Below are 20,897 nucleotides of genomic sequence, written 5' to 3'. Positions count from 1 at the left end.
AAGACCTTTGAGAACTGAATAAGACAAAGAAACCAAACGTGAGGGTGATATGTTAGCGCATATTACCTGTCAATTAAGAAACACAATAAATCTGTCAGCGACAGAAACGAACGAGTAAGTTCAAACTAAAATGAGAGTTTGATCCTGGCTCAGGACGAACGCTGGCGGCGTGCCTAATACATGCAAGTAGAACGCTGAGGACTGGTGCTTGCACTGGTCTAAGGAGTTGCGAACGGGTGAGTAACGCGTAGGTAACCTACCTCATAGCGGGGGATAACTATTGGAAACGATAGCTAATACCGCATGACAATAGGGTACACATGTACCCTATTTAAAAGGGGCAAATGCTTCACTATGAGATGGACCTGCGTTGTATTAGCTAGTTGGTAAGGTAACGGCTTACCAAGGCGACGATACATAGCCGACCTGAGAGGGTGATCGGCCACACTGGGACTGAGACACGGCCCAGACTCCTACGGGAGGCAGCAGTAGGGAATCTTCGGCAATGGGGGGAACCCTGACCGAGCAACGCCGCGTGAGTGAAGAAGGTTTTCGGATCGTAAAGCTCTGTTGTTAGAGAAGAACGGTAATGGGAGTGGAAAATCCATTACGTGACGGTAACTAACCAGAAAGGGACGGCTAACTACGTGCCAGCAGCCGCGGTAATACGTAGGTCCCGAGCGTTGTCCGGATTTATTGGGCGTAAAGCGAGCGCAGGCGGTTTGATAAGTCTGAAGTTAAAGGCTGTGGCTTAACCATAGTTCGCTTTGGAAACTGTCAAACTTGAGTGCAGAAGGGGAGAGTGGAATTCCATGTGTAGCGGTGAAATGCGTAGATATATGGAGGAACACCGGTGGCGAAAGCGGCTCTCTGGTCTGTAACTGACGCTGAGGCTCGAAAGCGTGGGGAGCAAACAGGATTAGATACCCTGGTAGTCCACGCCGTAAACGATGAGTGCTAGGTGTTAGGCCCTTTCCGGGGCTTAGTGCCGGAGCTAACGCATTAAGCACTCCGCCTGGGGAGTACGACCGCAAGGTTGAAACTCAAAGGAATTGACGGGGGCCCGCACAAGCGGTGGAGCATGTGGTTTAATTCGAAGCAACGCGAAGAACCTTACCAGGTCTTGACATCCCGATGCCCGCTCTAGAGATAGAGCTTTACTTCGGTACATCGGTGACAGGTGGTGCATGGTTGTCGTCAGCTCGTGTCGTGAGATGTTGGGTTAAGTCCCGCAACGAGCGCAACCCCTATTGTTAGTTGCCATCATTAAGTTGGGCACTCTAGCGAGACTGCCGGTAATAAACCGGAGGAAGGTGGGGATGACGTCAAATCATCATGCCCCTTATGACCTGGGCTACACACGTGCTACAATGGTTGGTACAACGAGTCGCAAGCCGGTGACGGCAAGCTAATCTCTTAAAGCCAATCTCAGTTCGGATTGTAGGCTGCAACTCGCCTACATGAAGTCGGAATCGCTAGTAATCGCGGATCAGCACGCCGCGGTGAATACGTTCCCGGGCCTTGTACACACCGCCCGTCACACCACGAGAGTTTGTAACACCCGAAGTCGGTGAGGTAACCTTTTAGGAGCCAGCCGCCTAAGGTGGGATAGATGATTGGGGTGAAGTCGTAACAAGGTAGCCGTATCGGAAGGTGCGGCTGGATCACCTCCTTTCTAAGGATAAGGAACACGTTGGTTAAGTCTTATTTAGTTTTGAGAGGTCTTGCAAGACGCAGAGACAAACTGTGGGGCCTTAGCTCAGCTGGGAGAGCGCCTGCTTTGCACGCAGGAGGTCAGCGGTTCGATCCCGCTAGGCTCCATAGGATACAGTTCAACTGACCTTAATAGAAGTGAAGTTTCATTGTATCTTAGTATAGTCCATTGAAAATTGAATATCTATATCAAATTCCACGATCATGAAAATGATTGTAGAAAAGTAACAAGAAATAAACCGAAAAAAAGATAAACGCGAACATATTAAAAAAAATCAAGAAGGTCTAAGGACTGGAAATAAGGTTAAGTTAATAAGGGCGCACGGTGGATGCCTTGGCACTAGAAGCCGAAGAAGGACGTGACTAACGACGAAATGCTTTGGGGAGCTGTAAGTAAGCGCTGATCCAGAGATGTCCGAATGGGGGAACCCGGCATGTAATGCATGTCATCCATGACTGTTAAGGTCATGAGAAGGAAGACGCAGTGAACTGAAACATCTAAGTAGCTGCAGGAAGAGAAAGCAAACGCGATTGCCTTAGTAGCGGCGAGCGAAACGGCAGGAGGGCAAACCGAGGAGTTTACTCCTCGGGGTTGTAGGACTGCGAAGTGGGACATAAAGTTAATAGAAGAATTACCTGGGAAGGTAAGCCAAAGAGAGTAACAGCCTCGTATTTAAAATTGACTTTAGCCCTAGCAGTATCCTGAGTACGGCGAGACACGCGAAATCTCGTCGGAATCTGGGAGGACCATCTCCCAACCCTAAATACTCTCTAGTGACCGATAGTGAACCAGTACCGTGAGGGAAAGGTGAAAAGCACCCCGGGAGGGGAGTGAAATAGAACCTGAAACCGTGTGCCTACAACAAGTTCGAGCCCGTTAATGGGTGAGAGCGTGCCTTTTGTAGAATGAACCGGCGAGTTACGATATGATGCGAGGTTAAGTTGAAGAGACGGAGCCGTAGGGAAACCGAGTCTTAATAGGGCGTCATAGTATCATGTTGTAGACCCGAAACCATGTGACCTACCCATGAGCAGGTTGAAGGTGTGGTAAAACGCACTGGAGGACCGAACCAGGGCACGTTGAAAAGTGCTTGGATGACTTGTGGGTAGCGGAGAAATTCCAAACGAACTTGGAGATAGCTGGTTCTCTCCGAAATAGCTTTAGGGCTAGCGTCGATGTTAAGTCTCTTGGAGGTAGAGCACTGTTTGGGTGAGGGGTCCATCCCGGATTACCAATCTCAGATAAACTCCGAATGCCAAGTAGATATAATCGGCAGTCAGACTGCGAGTGCTAAGATCCGTAGTCGAAAGGGAAACAGCCCAGACCACCAGCTAAGGTCCCAAAATAATTGTTAAGTGGAAAAGGATGTGGGGTTGCACAGACAACTAGGATGTTAGCTTAGAAGCAGCTATTCATTCAAAGAGTGCGTAATAGCTCACTAGTCGAGTGACCCTGCGCCGAAAATGTACCGGGGCTAAAACAATTTACCGAAGCTGTGGATCCCTTAGGGGATGGTAGGAGAGCGTTCTATGTGTGAAGAAGGTATACCGTGAGGAGTGCTGGAACGCATAGAAGTGAGAATGCCGGTATGAGTAGCGCAAGACAGGTGAGAATCCTGTCCACCGTAAGACTAAGGTTTCCAGGGGAAGGCTCGTCCGCCCTGGGTTAGTCGGGACCTAAGGAGAGACCGAAGGGTGTATCCGATGGCCAACAGGTTGATATTCCTGTACTAGTATGTATAGTGATGGAGGGACGCAGAAGGCTAACTAAAGCGTGCGACTGGAAGTGCACGTCTAAGCAGTGAGGTGTGAGATGAGTAAAATGCTTATCTCTATAACATTGAGCTGTGATGGGGAGCGAAAATAAGTAGCGAAGTTAGTGATGTCACACTGCCAAGAAAAGCTTCTAGCGTTTAAATACATACTACCCGTACCGCAAACCGACACAGGTAGTCGAGGCGAGTAGCCTCAGGTGATCGAGAGAACTCTCGTTAAGGAACTCGGCAAAATGACCCCGTAACTTCGGGAGAAGGGGTGCTGTCAGCGATGACAGCCGCAGTGAATAGGCCCAAGCAACTGTTTATCAAAAACACAGCTCTCTGCTAAATCGTAAGATGATGTATAGGGGGTGACGCCTGCCCGGTGCTGGAAGGTTAAGAGGAGTGCTTAGCGTAAGCGAAGGTATGAATTGAAGCCCCAGTAAACGGCGGCCGTAACTATAACGGTCCTAAGGTAGCGAAATTCCTTGTCGGGTAAGTTCCGACCCGCACGAAAGGCGTAATGATTTGGGCACTGTCTCAACGAGAGACTCGGTGAAATTTTAGTACCTGTGAAGATGCAGGTTACCCGCGACAGGACGGAAAGACCCCATGGAGCTTTACTGCAGTTTGATATTGAGTATCTGTACCACATGTACAGGATAGGTAGGAGCCATCGAGAACGGGACGCCAGTTTCGTTTGAGGCGTTGTTGGGATACTACCCTTGTGTTATGGCTACTCTAACCCAGATAGGTAATCCCTATCGGAGACAGTGTCTGACGGGCAGTTTGACTGGGGCGGTCGCCTCCTAAAAGGTAACGGAGGCGCCCAAAGGTTCCCTCAGAATGGTTGGAAATCATTCGCAGAGTGTAAAGGTATAAGGGAGCTTGACTGCGAGAGCAACAACTCGAGCAGGGACGAAAGTCGGGCTTAGTGATCCGGTGGTTCCGCATGGAAGGGCCATCGCTCAACGGATAAAAGCTACCCTGGGGATAACAGGCTTATCTCCCCCAAGAGTTCACATCGACGGGGAGGTTTGGCACCTCGATGTCGGCTCGTCGCATCCTGGGGCTGTAGTCGGTCCCAAGGGTTGGGCTGTTCGCCCATTAAAGCGGCACGCGAGCTGGGTTCAGAACGTCGTGAGACAGTTCGGTCCCTATCCGTCGCGGGCGTAGGAAATTTGAGAGGATCTGCTCCTAGTACGAGAGGACCAGAGTGGACTTACCGCTGGTGTACCAGTTGTCTTGCCAAAGGCATCGCTGGGTAGCTATGTAGGGAAGGGATAAGCGCTGAAAGCATCTAAGTGCGAAGCCCCCCTCAAGATGAGATTTCCCATGATTTTATATCAGTAAGAGCCCTGAGAGATGATCAGGTAGATAGGTTAGAAGTGGAAGTGTAGTGATACATGTAGCGGACTAATACTAATAGCTCGAGGACTTATCCGAAAAAGATAAAAAGTTTATTGACAATGAGGTCAACTTCTTGATAAGATATAGATATTCAATTTTGAGTGGGTTAGCTTAAGTAATGAGAACGTAAAGAAATCTGTAAGAAAATAGGAAACAGACGCTGTGTCGCAAGACACAAGGAAGTTTATCTTTTTCACTAAGATTTTAGTTCGAATACAATTAGAGACCAACCGAAAAGTTAAGTGACGATAGCCTAGGAGATACACCTGTACCCATGCCGAACACAGTAGTTAAGCCCTAGAACGCCTGAAGTAGTTGGGGGTTGCCCCCTGTTAGATACGGAAGTTGCTTAGCTTAGGAACACTCAATGGGAGTTTAGCTCAGCTGGGAGAGCATCTGCCTTACAAGCAGAGGGTCAGCGGTTCGATCCCGTTAACTCCCATAGTATTAAAAAGATACAGGTCCCGTAGTGTAGCGGTTATCACGTCGCCCTGTCACGGCGAAGATCGCGGGTTCGATTCCCGTCGGGACCGTTTTGAAAGTTCAGTGGACTTTTAAAAAAATAGCGGATGTAAGGAAAGCTTATATCTCACGTAAAATGACAAGACTCGTTAGCTCAGTTGGTAGAGCAATTGACTTTTAATCAATGGGTCACTGGTTCGAGCCCAGTACGGGTCATAGAGGCGGGTTTGGCGGAATTGGCAGACGCACCAGATTTAGGATCTGGCGCTTAACGGCGTGGGGGTTCAAGTCCCTTAACCCGCATAAAAAATCAGCCGGCTTAGCTCAGTTGGTAGAGCATCTGATTTGTAATCAGAGGGTCGCGTGTTCAAGTCATGTAGCCGGCATTGCTTTTTAAATTATTAAGCATAATCTTTCATTCCAAGCGAATATGCTTGGGCGCGTAGCTCAGGTGGTTAGAGCGCACGCCTGATAAGCGTGAGGTCGGTGGTTCGAGTCCACTCGTGCCCATTAAAACTAATATTATGGTCCGTTGGTCAAGGGGTTAAGACACCGCCTTTTCACGGCGGTAACACGGGTTCGAATCCCGTACGGACTATATGTTTTGTTCTTCATTTTAAGTGAAGAACTTTTTTTATTCAAAAAGCAAGAAAATCAATGCTGATTTTCTTGCTTTTCTTATAATGAAATTTCATGACTCAAAAGTATTGTCTCAATCCCTTTATTATCCAAAATATAGACTGTTTTAGGTAGGAATGGATCATATTGAAATAAAAAGTCAAATACAATTCGTAATGATTTTTGTCGGTTTGAATATTCAATGGAAACTTTATTTTCCTTATTTTTTAGAATTCTAAAAATTAATACATTATCTAATGGGAAAACACCTTTTAAGTAATCATCAATAATTCTCCAGAAGCTATCAATAATTTCTGGAGAAATACTTGTTGCTACTCCGAAACTTGCATATCGTCCCTTTGTATTTTGAAATGCCATAAGGATCTCATCCTTTCCAATAATAAGTAAAACACTCCCAAAGGAGTGCCAGACTCTATTAACGATTCTTCAGTTCAAGATAACGTTTGTACCAGATTTTAATATAGGCTTCTGAAAAAGGGCCTTTTTTATGTTTGATCCAATCAACTAAAACTTTTACATTTTCTTTTAAAATGTAATCAATGTCTGATGGATAGGCCATTTTCACTTTATGAACCTCATATTCATCAACATCAAGTAGTCTTTTTTCTCCATCAGAAAAAACTTTAACATCTAAATCGTAATCGATATATTTTAAAGCTTCCCCATCAAGGACGTATGGACTAGCTAAGTTGCAATAGTAGGAAACGCCATTGTCTCTTATCATTGCAATGATATTGAACCAATATTTTTTATGAAAATAGACAATTGCAGGTTCTCGAGTGACCCAACGTCTACCATCATTTTCAGTTACAAGTGTATGATCATTAACGCCAATCAGTGCATTTTCAGTTGTTTTTAGTACCATAGTATCACGCCAAGTACGGTGTAAACTACCATCATGCTTATAACTTTGAATTGTAATAAAGTCGCCTTCTTTAGGTAATTTCATGACCTACCAACTTTCTACAATTAAACTTATCATGAATATTTTAACATAAATGTAAAATAAAATCACTCCTTAAGAGTGACTTATAAGATTTCTGAAAGGAGAGATTGTATGTCATCGCTGTCATAACCCTTTCGATAGAGTGCCTGAAATAGTTTTTGCCTTAAGGCATAGCCTTCATATCTTTTGGATAATTTGCGGAGCTGCTTATCCGCTTCTTTTTCTAACAAGGAAAGAGTGTTTTCCTGATCCGTCTCGATGCTGAGGATACCGTTAACAGCCTTAACCAGATCATAGGAGAGACCTTTGTTGATAAGTAACTGAGTTAACTTATCTTGCAGAGCTTTCCGAGGAAGCTTATCTTGATAACGACTAATCATTTTTAAAGCTACTTTTTCAGCAATTGGATAGAAGTCAACTTCAGAAATGGCCTTTTCAATGATTTTATCAGAGATGCCTTTTTGCATCAATTTTTGTTTGATCAGTTGAGGTCCCTTGTCACCATTAGTCATGTTCTGGCGTAAAAAGCTTTCCACATATTTCTGATCGTTAATCCAGTTTTCTTTTATCAGTTCTTCTATAATTTTCTGAATAATTGTATTTTCAAGGTCATGTTTTTTCAAATAATCATAAACCTGTTTTTGGGTTCTTACTTGAAAAGAGATGTAATAGAGGGCTAGGTTTTTTCCGTATGAAAATTGCGCAAATTGTTTGATGGATTCCAGCTGTTCCGGACTAATTTCCATTCCCTTACTTAACATAAAGTGTACAATAGTGTCTTCAGTCACATAAAGTGAGTCACCATTGTCACATTCAAGTAAATAGAGTCTTTTTTTCTTTTCAATTTTTTGTATTTTCATAGTAATCATTATATCAAATAAATGATAGAATAGAAGTTATAAGCCATCATAAAAAGAATGAATAGAATAGGAAAAACATGGTTATTTTAAAAGAAAAACAAAAGATTCCTTTAAAAATAAAACGGATGGGGATTAACGGTGAGGGAATTGGTTTTTATCAGAAAACCTTAATTTTTGTTCCTGGAGCACTAAAAGGCGAGGAAATTTTTTGTCAAATTACGTCTGTAAAACGCAATTTTGCTGAGGCAAAGCTATTAAAAATTAACAAGGCCTCAAAAAATAGGGTTGTCCCACAATGCCCCATTTTTGACAGTTGTGGTGGCTGTCAAATTATGCACCTCGCTTATCCTCAACAACTTATCTTTAAAGAGGATGTCATCAGACAAGCTTTGAAAAAATTTAAACCCAAAGGATACGAACAGTATCAAATAAGAAACACCATAGGAATGGATAACCCTTGGCATTATCGTGCAAAATTACAATTTCAGACAAGATCGTTTTCCGGAAAAGTTGTTGCAGGTTTATATGCTGAAGGGAGTCATCGTCTCATACCGATTGATAATTGTTTAGTTCAAGATCAATCAACACAAGAAATCGTTAACCATATTACGCAACTCTTAGATCAGTATAAAATTCCAATTTATAATGAACGAAAAATAGAAGGCTTACGAACAATCATGATACGTAAAGCCATTGCAAGTCAAACCCTTCAAATCATTTTTATCACGAGTAAAGAAGTCCATCTGGCACCTATCATCTTAGACATGACAAAAACCTATCCAGAAATAAAAACAGTCGCCTTAAATATCAACAGGTCAAAAAGCAGTGAGCTTTATGGAGACAAAACAGAAATCATCTGGGGACAGGATACGATAGAAGAAGAAGTCTTAGATTATCATTTTGCCTTATCGCCGAGGGCTTTTTACCAATTAAACCCAAAGCAAACGTCAGTTTTGTATGCTCAAGTTGTTGAAGCGCTGGAAGTATCGGAATCAGATCATATCATTGATGCCTATTGTGGTGTGGGAACAATTGGTTTTGCCTTTGCTAAAAAAGTAAAAAGCATAAGAGGAATGGACATTATTCCTGAAGCCATTGAAGATGCCAAAAAGAATGCTCAGGATATGGGATTTGAGAACACTTACTACGAATGTGGAAAAGCCGAAGACATTATTCCCAAATGGTATCAAGATGGCTACAGAGCAGATGCTATCATTGTTGACCCACCGCGTACGGGATTAGATAAAAAACTGATTGAGACGATAATGACCTATCAACCGGAAAAAGTGGTTTATGTGTCCTGCAATACCTCTACTTTGGCTAGAGATCTTGTAGAACTCTCTAAAGTATATACAGTTGACTATATTCAATCGGTAGATATGTTTCCGCATACGGCACGAACAGAGGCAGTAGTGAAACTCCGCCGCAAATAATCGATTGAGGTCGCTCTTAAAAAAGCAGAGCTCCTGCTGTCATTGTCCACAGGACAATGACACTCCCGCATACGGCACGAACAGAGGCAGTAGTGAAACTCCGCCGCAAATAATCGATTGAGGTCGCTCTTAAAAAAAAGCAGAGCTCCTGCTGTCATTGTCCACAGGACAATGACACTCCCGCATACGGCACGAACAGAGGCAGTAGTGAAACTCCACCGCAAATAATCGATTGAGGTCGCACATCAGATGTTAAAAACGCTTAGTGACATGATCAGTCTTCTTTAATAAAAAATGAAGGCTCTATGAGATGAATTTATCATTTTATTGTAAAATAGCACTTTTGTGCTATTTTTTATTTTGGAATAAAGATACAAAAAAGATAGCATATTTACAAATTTTTAAAAAGAAAAGCCATATTTAGAGAAAAAAATGAGCATAAAACGAACTAATCATTAAAGATTTTCGAAAAAAACAACGAATCAACAAACTGAAAGCGCTTGCAACACTAAAATGACTATGCTAGAATGAAAATGTAACCATCAAAGAGAGAGTGGTAAACTCTCATAAAAAGGAGGAGAAAACATGACTAAAAATCGTTCTAGTCATTCTACCTATGCTGATAAAGTGATTAAAGGACTATCAGCTTCATGCTTCATATTAGCCGCATTCGTTTTTGCACAACAGGTTAGTGCAGAAGAAGTGGTAACTGCTACAAACACGTCTTTAACTGCACCAAACGTCACAACAGTTTCACCGCTGACAAATACGGATGTTTCTGCTACTGCGGTTGCTGCAGATTCCATTGCAAGCCCGGTAACGACTACAGATAGTAATCTCAATTCAGCTCCAATTACAGATACAAGCAATCCATCTAATACAACTAGTCCAACAGATACCAACACTTCAACAACTTCATCTGACACGACTACAGAACCTATTCCCGTAACCTTAAATAAAGCAGCAATTGCTAGCCCAACAAGTCAAACGGAAACCCTAGCAAGCCAAGAAATTTACATGGATAAGGTCAATCAAGTGACCATAAATACAACAGTAAATCCAGCAACTCCAATGACCTGGACGATTGAAAATTATCCTGATCAAACCTATAATATGCAAACCGGTGATTTTACTGGATCTCCAAGTTATACAGTTACATCAACTAGTCCAAATAATAGTAGTGTTCAAATTGAAATTCCGCCACTTTTTGGAACAGATTTAAGTCTACGTTGGCCAAACAATATCAGACGTACTTACCGTGATTATATGGGTTCCTATACACTTAAAGGGATCAGTGAAGATGGTCTTACCATTGTCACCAAAGAATTGATTCTACGACCTTATGCTGATTACATGACACATGAGGAACTGCTAAATGAATTAAATGCTATTGAAGCTAATCATGCAACAGACCGTTTGGTAACAATAGAAACAATCGGTCAAAGTGCTTTAGGAAATGCTATTAAAATGGGAATTGTAGCTAAAGATCAAGCTAGCTTAGATACCTATTTAAATCAAACAACCCCAATGATGTTGATGGATCCTGACCAAGCATTGAATCTCTTGGCACAAGGAAAATTTGATTATAAACTCCCTATCTTAATCAATAATACCCATGCTGATGAACAACCTGGAATTGATGTTGTTCGCGGTCTTTTCAAAACCTTTGCAACAGAGTCAGTCATTAATTATCAAACTGTTGATGCCTCTAATAATCCAACAACAGTACAAATTGATATCAAAGCTCTCTTAGACAAAGTCATCCTACTTTTCAACTTCACAGAAAATCCTGATGGGGACATTGCCAATACACGCGCTCTTAATAATGGATTAGATCCAAACCGAGATACTGGCTATCAAACCAATCCAGAAACCCGTGCCATTGTTGAACAAATTAATAAGTGGAATCCTATTTCAATTTTTGACGTGCATGGCTTTGTTAAAGAATTCTTGATTGAACCATGTACACCACCACATGATCCTAACTTTGAGTATGATTTATTTGATGCAAGTCTCGTTGAAGGTGCACGAGAAATGGGAAATGCCGGCATCACAAACTCTGTTTACGACAGCTACATCATACCAAAATTTGATTATGGTTCAGGATGGGATGACTCCTTCTCAGGATACACAGCTGTTTATGGATTGTATCAAGGTATCTTAGGACATACCATTGAAATTCCAGAAACCAACCAAGAATCCTATAATGCGGGCTACTTCGCAGTCTTAGCAGGTATTAATTATGACTTGGCAAATAGTGACCAGCTAATGAAAAATAAGTTAACCTTCTTTTCTCGTGGTATCCACAAAGCAGAAGTGGCTGCCGCTGAAGAAGCATTGCTTACAGTAGACGGCTCCGTGAAAGGAAGAATTAAAGATGGTCACGATACCTTCTTCCCAGATTATTATGTGATTCCAATGACATTATCAACTGAAAGTGATACTGACCAAGCTTTCAAGATGATTGATTATTTCAGAAGAAATGGTGTCATTTTAAATGAATTAACAGCGGATGTTGCTGGTTATCATAAAGGTGATTTAGTCATTGACATGGCACAAGCTAAAAGAGGATTTGCTAACCATGTTCTGTACAAAGGAGCAAATGAATCTGAATGGCCAGCTATGTATGCAGAATTAGTGATGAATTTCCCTGCAATGCGTGGCTTTAAAGCAGATGCCATTTACGCTGATAGTTTATTTGCTGGAAATCTTGGAGCAGTTACTTTAACAAGTGCCCCAAGAACCGCGCCTAGTGATAAAGAATACTATATTGTTTCAAATAATTCACTTGCAGCAGTCCAAGCTGTCAATGCTGCTATCCGTGCAGGAAAAAATGTTTATTTGACCAATGATGGATATGTTATGGATAAAGCCACTTATGAAAGTGTCATTGGTACATACCCATTATTTGCTCAAGCAACCTGTATGAAACCAGTTGGTGACACTTTGAAAGCTATCAAAGTATATGCACCTGGAAACCCAAACCTCTATTTAGGATTTAATTCACCATCAGAAGTCAGTCTTGCACTAAATCAAATGGGATTTGATGTGGTTTCTTCAGTAGATCAGGCTGATGTTATCGTGTTAGACAATGATCAATTTGACGCAAGTATTTTAGGTAAAAAACCTGTTATCATTTTAGGTGGCTCTGCAATGGCTAAGTTAGAAAGTTTGGGTATCTTGACAGGTTTTGATGCTGCCATGACTAGCGAAAGCGATGGATCAAGCTATGAAGGACTTATGAAAATCTCTCTAGATGCCAATAGTCCTTACACAAGTGGCTATGCAGCAAATTCTTTATACTATTCTAACTCAGGTTCTTGGATTGAAGGAGTCCCAACAGGATTTATGACACTAGCCAATATTTCTGCAAGTGATTTCTATGTTTCTGGATGGTGGCCAAATCATGAAGGGCTAGCTAATAAAACTGTTGCTATTAGTGGTCTTTATCAAGGACAACCAATGTTTATCTTCGCTGGAAATCCAGTGAATAAGACTCATACCATTAATTTCTACCGTTGGGTAAGTAATGCTATTTTTGGAACAAACTTAACCAGCTTCATTGAAGGTCAATGTACTATTCCAACTGACTCTGAAACACAAGTTGTAAGGTTTAACCATAATGGTCAAACAGTGGCAGTTTATCAACAAGTGGCTAATAAGGAAGTTGATGGGACAGCTAGTCAAAATAGCTTGCCAGCATTAGCTGATGGCAGTCACAAAGATGACAGCAAACTCTTCTGGGTAACTGGATTATTGGTTGCAAGTGGGGGATTATTTGCTGCGCTTAAACGCCGTGAGGAAGACTAGTAGTTTAAAAAGTAACAAGATGACAAGAAGTTAGTATTTTCAATACTAGCTTCTTTTTGACGTAAATAAGATATTTGTGAATTTTTGACATGGACTTTTTTTTCTTTTATACTAAAATGACAAGAGAGGATAAATATGGTAGTTACGATTCGAATAGCAAAGGAAAGTGATGCAAATGCAGTGCTAAACATCTATAAACCCTATGTCGAAAAAACGGCAATTACTTTCGATTATGACATTCCCAGTTTTGAGAACTTCAAAAATCGAATGAAAGACATCCAATCCCGCTATCCTTTTCTGGTGGCCGAAGAATCGGGTGTGATTTTGGGCTATGCCTATGTGGCACCTTTTCATCCAAGAACTGCCTATGCATGGTCCTGCGAAGTCAGTATTTATTTAGAAGAATCTTGCAGAGGGCGAGGAATAGGTCAACAGCTTTACCAAAGCCTAGAATCATATCTCAGACAAATGGGATTTTTAAATCTTAATGCTTGTCTTGCAAGTTCCAGCATTGAAACGCCCTATCTTACCCAAGCCAGTCAACACTTTCATGAAAAATTAGGTTTTAAGAAGGTAGGAACATTTCATCATTCAGGATATAAGTTCCAACATTGGTTTGATATGATATGGATGGAAAAAATGATTGGGGAACACACAAGACAAGTGACACTACCAAAATCCATTCATGACATCTTAGATTTGCATCAAAAGGAGGAATCAGATGAAAATACATGTCACAGGTGATAGTTTAATGGCCAGACATGAGACGGCCAAACAACCAATGGTTAATCTCATTTTACATCAGAAGGATCCTCTTCTTCGCGTGCAAAATTCGGCTATTTCTGGTAATACCACTAGAGATTTATTAGTTCGCTATAAAGATATTATTTTAGATAAAGATTCGGATTACCTTTTTGTACTTGTTGGGACTAATGATTTAGCTAGTGACCGAGATATTAGTCCAAAGGAATTTGAAAAGAATTTAAAAACCTTAATTGATATTTTTGAAACACGTTATTCTCATCAAAGGATACATTTTCTCTTACCGCCACCAGTTGATGAAGCAAAACAAGTAAAACGGACAAATGAACGAATCGACCAGTATGGTAGTATCATCAAAAGAGTATGTGAGGAAAAGGGGTGTCGTTCACTAAATCTCAATCAAGCTTTTCGAGATGCCGTGACACCAGAACATTCCTTGGAGGATATTTTAAAAGGAATTAAAGATGATGGCCTTCATTTCGGACAATTGGGTTATCAGATTTTAGCCAAAACCATTTATCAAGCTTTACGATGAACAGTTGGTGTCATCATTCCATTTTCTGACAGCTTTTGTCGCTTGACAGCATTAAAAATGAGCCAATCCTTAGGATTGGCTCATTTGTTCAATATGATAATGTTTGGTGACATAATCAATAAATGCCTTTATAGCAGGTGGTTGTGTAATGGTATTAAGATAGGCCATATAATAGTAGCGCGCATTTTTTAATTGATCAATGTCAATGATATCAACATCAATGGTTTTTAAAAAATCCATTTTAGGGAGGATAGCAATACCGAAGTTTTGCGATACTAATCCAGCAATGGTTTCGTCTTCTTCCACTTCAAAGGTCACATTAACTTGATCTTTAAAGTTTTCATAAAAGCTTTCTATGATAGGGCGTACACCACTCTTTTTAGAGAACCAAATTTGAGAATAGGGAAGAGTATCTTCCAAGGTGACCTCTTTTAAAGCTTTCAAAGGGTGTCCTTTGGGAACAACAAGCACCATATCTTGAACAGCTATAGGAATGTAGGTAACTTGTGGAAAGTTTTCCAATTTGGAACAAAAAGCCAGATCATACTTTCCGTCGATCATCCCTTTTAAAAGGTCTTCCGACATACCACTATCATTATAAAAGACGAAATTTGCAGGTGATTGTGGATTTTCAGTTAAAAATTGTCTAGTCAGATTTGGAATGATGCGATGACTTAAAATTCGAAGCAAAGCAATGTTGATGTCGTAGGAATTTTGATTGATAGCTTGCAAAGAAGACACGCTGTTATCAATTATTTTTATAGCTTTTTGAATGTCCTTTGCAAACTGTCGACCATTGCTTGTCAGACTAATATTTCGACCTTTTTTTTCAAAAAGAGGCATACCTAGTTCAGCTTCAATCATAGAGATTGCATGGCTTAGAGTAGGTTGGGTAATGTGTAATTGCTCAGCTGCTTTTGTGTAATGCTCTAAATTGGCAAGTGTAATAAAATACCTTAAATGTTGTAAATTCATCATCTATCTCCATAGCTTAGTTATTTAATCATATCATAAACCATAAATTTTATCTATGGAAAGCCTTACAAAAATCAATTGGATTTTGTGAAATGTTTAACTTATAATGAAGGTGTAAAATGAATGTTAAATAATTAACAAACTTTCAGGAGGACTGAAGATGTCAAAACAATCACCAATTACGATAAGTTCCTGGACTCTCGGAGAAACGTGTTTATTTGAAGATCGGGTAAAAGCTGCAAAAGCGGCCGGTTATGAGGGCATTGGACTACGAGCTGAAACCTATGTAGATGCCTTGAATGAGGGCTTAACAGACCAAGATATTTTGGATATTTTAGCTAAATATGACATAGCTGTTACCGAAGTAGAGTATATTGTTCAGTGGGCTGAAGAGAAGCGTTCTTATGAGCAGAAATATAAGGAACAAATGTGTTTCCATATGTGTCGTCTTTTCAATGTCGGTCATATTAATTGTGGTTTAATGGAGAATTACTCCATTGAGTATACTGCACAAAAATTGAAAGAACTTTGTGGTCGTGCTGGTGATCTTATCATTGGTGTTGAACCAATGCCATACAGTGGTTTACCTGATTTTGATAAAGCTTACGCTGTTGTGGAAGCCTCTGGCTGTGAGAATGCTATGTTAATTCTTGACACATGGCACTGGGTTCGGGCGGATCAACCTTATAGAAAGCTAACAGCTCAGCAAGCCGCTAAAGTAATCTCTATTCAAATCAATGATGCTTATGAACGTCCTTACGCGTCAGCTATTCTTCGAGACGAATCCATGCACGACCGTCTGGCTCCAGGAACAGGGGCTAAGGATACTGCTGGTTTTGTGAAGATGATCAAAGATGCGGGCATTTCTCCTAAGGTTATTGGTGTAGAGGTTATTTCAGATGCTATTTTAGCTCAAGGCCTTGATTATGCGAGTGAACATACCTTTAAGCATACGGTAAAAGTGCTTGAAGAGGCATGGCCAGATCAATTGCCAGAATAAAAGTTTGTACATTTTGTAACAAAATATCGGAAATTCATCAAAATACGTTATAATAGAAAGATAGGTAATAACATGACGGAACAATGGTTAGGTTTAGAAGGTAAAGTTGCTGCAGTCACTGGAGCTGTCGGTGGTATGGGGAAAACAATCGTTCAAGAATTTGCAAAGCAAGGCGTTAAAATCGTTCTACTTGATATTAAGGAAGATGAGCTTAAGGCTTATGCTAAGGAAATTTCAGATACTTATGGTGTTGAAACCTTAGCAATTGTTACCAACTCCACTTCAGAAGAAGCAGTTGACAATGCAGTTGCCAAATCTGTAGAAACATTTGGTCAGGTTGACATTTTGGTCAATACTGCAGCGATGCTTCGTGCCTGTCCTTTAGAAGATTTACCCTTGGATGAATGGCGACAAACCGTAGATATTAATTTAACAGGATATTTCCTTGTTTCTCAACGATTTGGTCGTCAAATGATTAAACAAGGTCATGGTAATATGGTGCATATTTCAACAATTGCATCTGTCTTCCCAGAAACTTACTCTGCAGCCTATAGTTCAACAAAAGCTGGTGTCAATATGATGTCTCGTCAAATGGCAGCTGAATGGGGGCAATTTGGTTTACGTAGCAACTGTATTCAACCATGTTTTGTGAAGACACCACTTTCAGAACCGTTCTATGCAGACCCTGAAGTTGAAAATGGACGTAAAGCGCTAACTGCCAATAAACGCATCGGTAACACAATGGATATTGCCAATGCTGTCCTTTACTTAGCTAGTGACCGTTCTGATTATACTAACGGACACGAACTACGTGTTGAAGGTGGTTTTGGTATCATGATGGGGGATCAAACGCCAAAACCAGGTGGTCGCCGTAACTATGCTGAAAAAGAACATCAAGCTTATCTTGAAAGAATTAAAGGAAATAAATAAGAAAAGCCACTGACAAAAAACTTGTCATTTGGAAAAGGGGATCTTATGTTTAAGAATAACAAATACAATTTCACGGCTATTTTACTTTGGATGACATACTTCTGTCATGGTATTCAAGCTATTATTATTTCTCAAAATGCTGACTTCTTTGCTAATAAATGGGGTGTAGAAGCAGCTGCTGTTTTTGCGGTCATTGCATGGACTGGTTTAGGTAAGATTTCCTTCTTGACCTTCTCTGGTGCCTTATCGGATAAAGTAGGACGTAAACCACTGATTGTTTTAGGTTTAATGGGTTATGTGATCATGTTTGGATCATTCTTAGTAGCAACCAATATTATGATGGCTAATATTCTTGCTTTCATTGGTGGTGCGATGACCTCTCTATATGATGGTGCCATTAACCCAGCACTCTTTGAAATGTATCCTGAAAATAAATCAACAGCTTCTATTTTCAGTAAGGCATTTATTTCTGTGTCATCAATGCTTTACCCATTATTTGTGGCTTTCTTAGTGAGTCATAAAATGTCTGCAGAAATTGGGATTATCCTTCCTTTTGTACTTAGTATTTTAGTTTTAGCTGGTGTTTTAGTGGCACGATTCCCAGATAATGACATTCGTAAAGAACAAAAAGTTTCTGCAAGAGAAGCGATTAAAATTTTAGAAGCAAAACAAAGTACAAATCAAGTAACTTCTGTAAGTTCTGATACAACTAAACATCAAAACGCAGCTAACTTTGCCGTTGATGGCGTTGTCTTATCTGCTTTTGCCTTTACCATTTATTCAACCTTCTACTTGTTCCAACAAGCTTCAAAACTATATGCTCAAAATGTGATTCATATGTCTGAAACAGGTGCAGCTGCGGTAACTTCTTACTACCAATTAGGTGGTTTAGTTGCAACAATTGTTTTCTCAGTCTTGATGGCGCGTGGTATCCGTGATATTGCCTTACTGGTTATTAGTCCTATTTTTGCTGGTTTAGCTGGTTTGTTGGTTTACTTTGTACCAACAGCAGCAACTCTAACTTTTGCAGGTATTATCATTGGATTCTTTGCTGCCGGTGGTTTGTTGCAAATGGGTAATGCCGTACTTAATCAATTCTTTGACAAAAATAAAGGACGCAATACAAGTATTTATTACTTTGTTATGGCACTTGGTTCTTATATCGTTCCAATGCTAGCATCTAAATTAATTGCTGCCAACCGTGCAGATATGATCATGTTATTTGTTTCAATCTGTGGCTTTGCTTCAGCAGCACTGATGATGTTTGCAGGCAAACGTTATGGACACATCTTTGGTGTTTCAGTCTTCTCCAACTCAAAAAAAGGCTAATTTTCTAAAGTCGTCGATAGCAGTTTCTTTGATGACTTATGGGTGCAAGAAATAATTGAGCTACAAGGAGAATCATCTAATGAAAAATAAGTATGTACCGACCATAGGTGCACTCTATATCAACTATATTTTTCAGGGAATAGCTGCCATCATTATCTCGCAAAACATGTCTGTTCTGGAGGGGCGGTGGCACGCCTCTTTAAGTCAGATAACACTTGTTATCAGTGCTATTGGTTTTGGAAGGGTTTTGAGTGTTAACATAGCTGGACTCATTTCAGATGCTTTAGGAAGACGCAAGGCTGTTATTTTGGGAGTTATCTCTTATGTTATTTTCTATATAGGATTGATCCTTTCAACCAATTATATGGTAGCTTTTGCTTTTGCTATATTTGCAGGTATCGGGAATTCCTTTTTAGATACGGCAACTTATCCTGTCGTGGTAGAAGCCTTTGAAGAACATAACAGCAATAGTGCATTAAGTGTTCTCAATAAAGCCTTTATCTCAGTTGGACAATTTCTTCTTCCTATTATCACTAGCTTTTTACTAGCAAATCACTTCTATTTTGGTTGGACTTTCATTGCTTCGGCTTTCTTTTTAGTGCTTAATGTTTTCTTCTTATTGAAGTTACCATTTCCAACAATAAAGAAAGATCGACCAGTTGAAACTCCCACTGAAGCAGAGCTTTTGGCAGAATCAAAACCTCTATGGAACCAATCAAACTTCGCCATTGAGGGAGTCTGTCTCCTCATTTTTTCACTCGTATCGGTATCTTTATTCAATATTTTTATTATTTGGATTCCGACTTTTGCTGAGGAAGTGGTTGGTATAGCTCGAACGGATAGTCTCATGTTTGTGAGTTTATACAGTGTTTTCTCATTTATCTCAGTTTTTATCACCTCTGTAATTGTAAAAAAAGGGGTAAATGTTGTTTCCTTTATGATTTTTTGTACCAGTATTTCGGCACTTGCCATTTTCATCCTCTTAATGTTTCCAAATCTTTATACCCTTGTTCTTGCAACTTTCTGTATTGGATTTTTTGCTGCAGGTGGTATTTGGCAACTTGGCTTGGCAACCTTATTAGACTTTTTCCCACAAAGAAGAGGTTTGGTGACCAGTTATTATTCATTGGCGACATCCGTTTCGGTTATGGGATCTCCTTATATTACTGGTATTTTAGCAGAAAATAACATTGAGTGGGTCTTCTATTTAATCACAAGTCTTGCCATGTTAGGAACTCTAGTCTTAAGTATTGTGGCTTATCGCTACAAAAAAGTATTTTTATCAGAAACTACTATCATTAGTATTCGTTAAATGAAAGGAATTCATTATGTCAGAACGTTTATCAGGTCATACATTACTCATCTCTCTCATTGCAACACCAATTCGTCACAGTTTATCTCCAAAAATGCATAACGAAGCCTTTGCAAAACTTGGTTTAGATTATGCCTATCTGGCTTTTGAAGTTGGAAATGAAGAATTGGCTGATGCTGTACAAGGAATTCGTGCCTTAGGTATTCGTGGTTCAAATGTGTCAATGCCAAATAAGCAAGCCATTATCCCTTACCTTGATGAAATTTCACCTGCAGCTGAGTTGGTCGGCGCTGTTAATACTGTTGTGAATAAAGATGGAAAAGGGCATTTAGTTGGACATGTGACAGATGGAACAGGAGCTGTTCGTGCCTTAGCTGAAGAAGGTGTTGACATTAAAGATCAAATCATTACCTTATCGGGTGCTGGTGGTGCTGGAACAGCCATAGCTGTTCAATTAGGTTTAGATGGTGCCAAAGAAGTCCGTATTTTTAACCAAAAGGATGCTGCTTTTGCTAATGCAGAAAAAACGGTTGAAAAAATTAATAGTAGAACTCAAACTAAAGCAAGCCTTACAGATTTAGCTGATCAAGAAGCATTCAAGAAATCTATCGCGGAATCAAGTATTTATATTGACGCAACTGGTGTTGGAATGAAACCACTAGAAGATATGAGCTTAATTACTGATCCTGAAGTGATTCGTCCGGACCTAGTGGTCTTTGATGTTGTCTACAGCCCAGCAGAAACAAAACTATTGAAATTTGCTAAAGAGCATGGGGCTAAAAAAGCCATTAATGGTCTTGGAATGATGTTATATCAAGGAGCTGAAGCTTTCAAATTATTTACTGGCGAAGATATGCCCGTAGATTACATAAAAGACTTGCTCTTTAATGACCAAGACAAATAAAGAAGATAGAAAGGTAGGCTTAGCCTATCTTTTTTTGATCGCCTGTTATTTCTATAGGACAATTAATAGATTTTATCTATCAATTGTCAAAAAAAGATGCATTAGATTTTGCAATTTTGT

The 20,897-nt window shown here is 40.2% G+C and carries 13 protein-coding genes, 8 tRNA genes and 3 rRNA genes; 20 read left to right on the top strand and 4 right to left on the bottom strand.

Annotation, left to right across the window (positions count from 1 at the left end):
• Positions 1-126: 126 nt before the first annotated feature.
• From DQM95_RS07600 to DQM95_RS07550, 11 genes are all read left to right on the top strand, one after another.
• Positions 127-1,675: ribosomal RNA gene (locus DQM95_RS07600) — 16S ribosomal RNA — on the top strand.
• 73 nt (positions 1,676-1,748) lie between these two features.
• Positions 1,749-1,821: transfer RNA gene (locus DQM95_RS07595), tRNA-Ala, on the top strand.
• Positions 1,822-2,015: 194 nt separating this feature from the next.
• Positions 2,016-4,916 (top strand): 23S ribosomal RNA (locus tag DQM95_RS07590).
• Between the two features lie 202 nt (positions 4,917-5,118).
• Positions 5,119-5,234, top strand: a 5S ribosomal RNA gene (gene rrf, locus DQM95_RS07585).
• The 16S, 23S and 5S rRNA genes sit together here with 8 tRNA genes alongside, the layout of an rRNA operon.
• Before the next feature lie 15 nt (positions 5,235-5,249).
• Positions 5,250-5,322 (top strand) — tRNA-Val (locus tag DQM95_RS07580).
• Positions 5,323-5,340: 18 nt separating this feature from the next.
• Positions 5,341-5,413 (top strand) — tRNA-Asp (locus tag DQM95_RS07575).
• A gap of 72 nt (positions 5,414-5,485) precedes the next feature.
• Positions 5,486-5,558: transfer RNA gene (locus DQM95_RS07570), tRNA-Lys, on the top strand.
• Positions 5,559-5,563: 5 nt separating this feature from the next.
• Positions 5,564-5,645 (top strand) — tRNA-Leu (locus DQM95_RS07565).
• 10 nt (positions 5,646-5,655) lie between these two features.
• Positions 5,656-5,728: transfer RNA gene (locus tag DQM95_RS07560), tRNA-Thr, on the top strand.
• 50 nt (positions 5,729-5,778) lie between these two features.
• Positions 5,779-5,852: transfer RNA gene (locus DQM95_RS07555), tRNA-Ile, on the top strand.
• A 16-nt stretch (positions 5,853-5,868) separates the two neighbouring features.
• Positions 5,869-5,940 (top strand) — tRNA-Glu (locus DQM95_RS07550).
• Between the two features lie 80 nt (positions 5,941-6,020).
• Here DQM95_RS07550 and DQM95_RS07545 read toward each other — a convergent pair.
• From DQM95_RS07545 to recX, 3 genes are all read right to left on the bottom strand, one after another.
• On the bottom strand, positions 6,021-6,338 hold the full coding sequence (locus tag DQM95_RS07545; protein WP_037593299.1) for a DUF960 domain-containing protein: 318 nt from the start codon (positions 6,336-6,338) through the stop codon (positions 6,021-6,023).
• A 58-nt stretch (positions 6,339-6,396) separates the two neighbouring features.
• A complete protein-coding gene (gene ntdP / locus DQM95_RS07540) occupies positions 6,397-6,930 on the bottom strand; it encodes a nucleoside tri-diphosphate phosphatase (protein ID WP_015911693.1) in 534 nt (177 codons plus the stop codon).
• 80 nt (positions 6,931-7,010) lie between these two features.
• Positions 7,011-7,787 carry a recombination regulator RecX gene (gene recX / locus DQM95_RS07535; protein WP_037593302.1) on the bottom strand — a complete coding sequence of 259 codons (777 nt, stop codon included), beginning with the start codon at positions 7,785-7,787 and terminating at the stop codon, positions 7,011-7,013.
• A 77-nt stretch (positions 7,788-7,864) separates the two neighbouring features.
• Here recX and rlmD point away from each other — a divergent pair, with 77 nt between their 5' ends.
• The 4 genes from rlmD to DQM95_RS07515 all read left to right on the top strand — a co-directional run bounded on the left by rlmD (position 7,865) and on the right by DQM95_RS07515 (position 14,327).
• The gene (gene rlmD, locus DQM95_RS07530; RefSeq protein WP_037593303.1) at positions 7,865-9,220 is read left to right on the top strand and encodes a 23S rRNA (uracil(1939)-C(5))-methyltransferase RlmD; all 1,356 of its coding nucleotides are present in this window, start codon (positions 7,865-7,867) and stop codon (positions 9,218-9,220) included.
• 585 nt (positions 9,221-9,805) lie between these two features.
• Complete coding sequence (locus tag DQM95_RS07525) at positions 9,806-13,030, top strand: M14 family metallopeptidase (RefSeq protein ID WP_037593305.1); 3,225 nt, start codon at positions 9,806-9,808, stop codon at positions 13,028-13,030.
• A gap of 135 nt (positions 13,031-13,165) precedes the next feature.
• On the top strand, positions 13,166-13,774 hold the full coding sequence (locus tag DQM95_RS07520; RefSeq protein WP_037593308.1) for a GNAT family N-acetyltransferase: 609 nt from the start codon (positions 13,166-13,168) through the stop codon (positions 13,772-13,774).
• The gene (locus tag DQM95_RS07515) at positions 13,752-14,327 is read left to right on the top strand and encodes an SGNH/GDSL hydrolase family protein (RefSeq protein WP_037593310.1); all 576 of its coding nucleotides are present in this window, start codon (positions 13,752-13,754) and stop codon (positions 14,325-14,327) included. Before DQM95_RS07520 ends, DQM95_RS07515 begins: the two co-directional genes overlap by 23 nt.
• Before the next feature lie 69 nt (positions 14,328-14,396).
• Here DQM95_RS07515 and DQM95_RS07510 read toward each other — a convergent pair whose 3' ends face one another.
• Positions 14,397-15,302: a LysR family transcriptional regulator gene (locus DQM95_RS07510; protein WP_037593313.1), complete on the bottom strand. Its 906-nt coding sequence runs from the start codon at positions 15,300-15,302 to the stop codon at positions 14,397-14,399.
• Positions 15,303-15,462: 160 nt separating this feature from the next.
• Between DQM95_RS07510 and DQM95_RS07505 the strand changes: the two genes are divergently transcribed.
• From DQM95_RS07505 to DQM95_RS07485, 5 genes are all read left to right on the top strand, one after another.
• Positions 15,463-16,302 (top strand): sugar phosphate isomerase/epimerase family protein, encoded by an 840-nt coding sequence (locus DQM95_RS07505; protein ID WP_015911686.1) that lies wholly within the window; start codon positions 15,463-15,465, stop codon positions 16,300-16,302.
• Between the two features lie 72 nt (positions 16,303-16,374).
• Positions 16,375-17,232 carry an SDR family NAD(P)-dependent oxidoreductase gene (locus DQM95_RS07500; RefSeq protein WP_015911685.1) on the top strand — a complete coding sequence of 286 codons (858 nt, stop codon included), beginning with the start codon at positions 16,375-16,377 and terminating at the stop codon, positions 17,230-17,232.
• A 45-nt stretch (positions 17,233-17,277) separates the two neighbouring features.
• Positions 17,278-18,561, top strand: coding sequence for an MFS transporter (locus DQM95_RS07495; RefSeq protein WP_037593315.1), 1,284 nt, complete (start codon positions 17,278-17,280; stop codon positions 18,559-18,561).
• Between the two features lie 79 nt (positions 18,562-18,640).
• Complete coding sequence (locus DQM95_RS07490; protein ID WP_037593318.1) at positions 18,641-19,873, top strand: MFS transporter; 1,233 nt, start codon at positions 18,641-18,643, stop codon at positions 19,871-19,873.
• 16 nt (positions 19,874-19,889) lie between these two features.
• Positions 19,890-20,777 (top strand): shikimate dehydrogenase, encoded by an 888-nt coding sequence (locus DQM95_RS07485; protein WP_015911682.1) that lies wholly within the window; start codon positions 19,890-19,892, stop codon positions 20,775-20,777.
• Positions 20,778-20,897: the final 120 nt, after the last annotated feature.

This window comes from Streptococcus uberis (genome assembly GCF_900475595.1).
GTDB lineage: Bacteria > Bacillota > Bacilli > Lactobacillales > Streptococcaceae > Streptococcus > Streptococcus uberis.
Note: the sequence above shows the minus strand (reverse complement) of the source record. Positions and strands in the feature narration are given on the sequence as shown.

Coding starts and splice junctions, on each gene's coding strand:
- DQM95_RS07490 (WP_037593318.1), top strand. CDS start 18,641: ATGAAAAATAAGTATGTACCGACCATAGGTGCACTCTATATCAACTAT.
- DQM95_RS07500 (WP_015911685.1), top strand. CDS start 16,375: ATGACGGAACAATGGTTAGGTTTAGAAGGTAAAGTTGCTGCAGTCACT.
- rlmD (WP_037593303.1), top strand. CDS start 7,865: ATGGTTATTTTAAAAGAAAAACAAAAGATTCCTTTAAAAATAAAACGG.
- DQM95_RS07515 (WP_037593310.1), top strand. CDS start 13,752: ATGAAAATACATGTCACAGGTGATAGTTTAATGGCCAGACATGAGACG.
- DQM95_RS07495 (WP_037593315.1), top strand. CDS start 17,278: ATGTTTAAGAATAACAAATACAATTTCACGGCTATTTTACTTTGGATG.
- DQM95_RS07485 (WP_015911682.1), top strand. CDS start 19,890: ATGTCAGAACGTTTATCAGGTCATACATTACTCATCTCTCTCATTGCA.
- ntdP (WP_015911693.1), bottom strand. CDS start 6,930: ATGAAATTACCTAAAGAAGGCGACTTTATTACAATTCAAAGTTATAAG.
- DQM95_RS07510 (WP_037593313.1), bottom strand. CDS start 15,302: ATGAATTTACAACATTTAAGGTATTTTATTACACTTGCCAATTTAGAG.
- DQM95_RS07545 (WP_037593299.1), bottom strand. CDS start 6,338: ATGGCATTTCAAAATACAAAGGGACGATATGCAAGTTTCGGAGTAGCA.
- DQM95_RS07505 (WP_015911686.1), top strand. CDS start 15,463: ATGTCAAAACAATCACCAATTACGATAAGTTCCTGGACTCTCGGAGAA.
- DQM95_RS07525 (WP_037593305.1), top strand. CDS start 9,806: ATGACTAAAAATCGTTCTAGTCATTCTACCTATGCTGATAAAGTGATT.
- recX (WP_037593302.1), bottom strand. CDS start 7,787: ATGAAAATACAAAAAATTGAAAAGAAAAAAAGACTCTATTTACTTGAA.
- DQM95_RS07520 (WP_037593308.1), top strand. CDS start 13,166: ATGGTAGTTACGATTCGAATAGCAAAGGAAAGTGATGCAAATGCAGTG.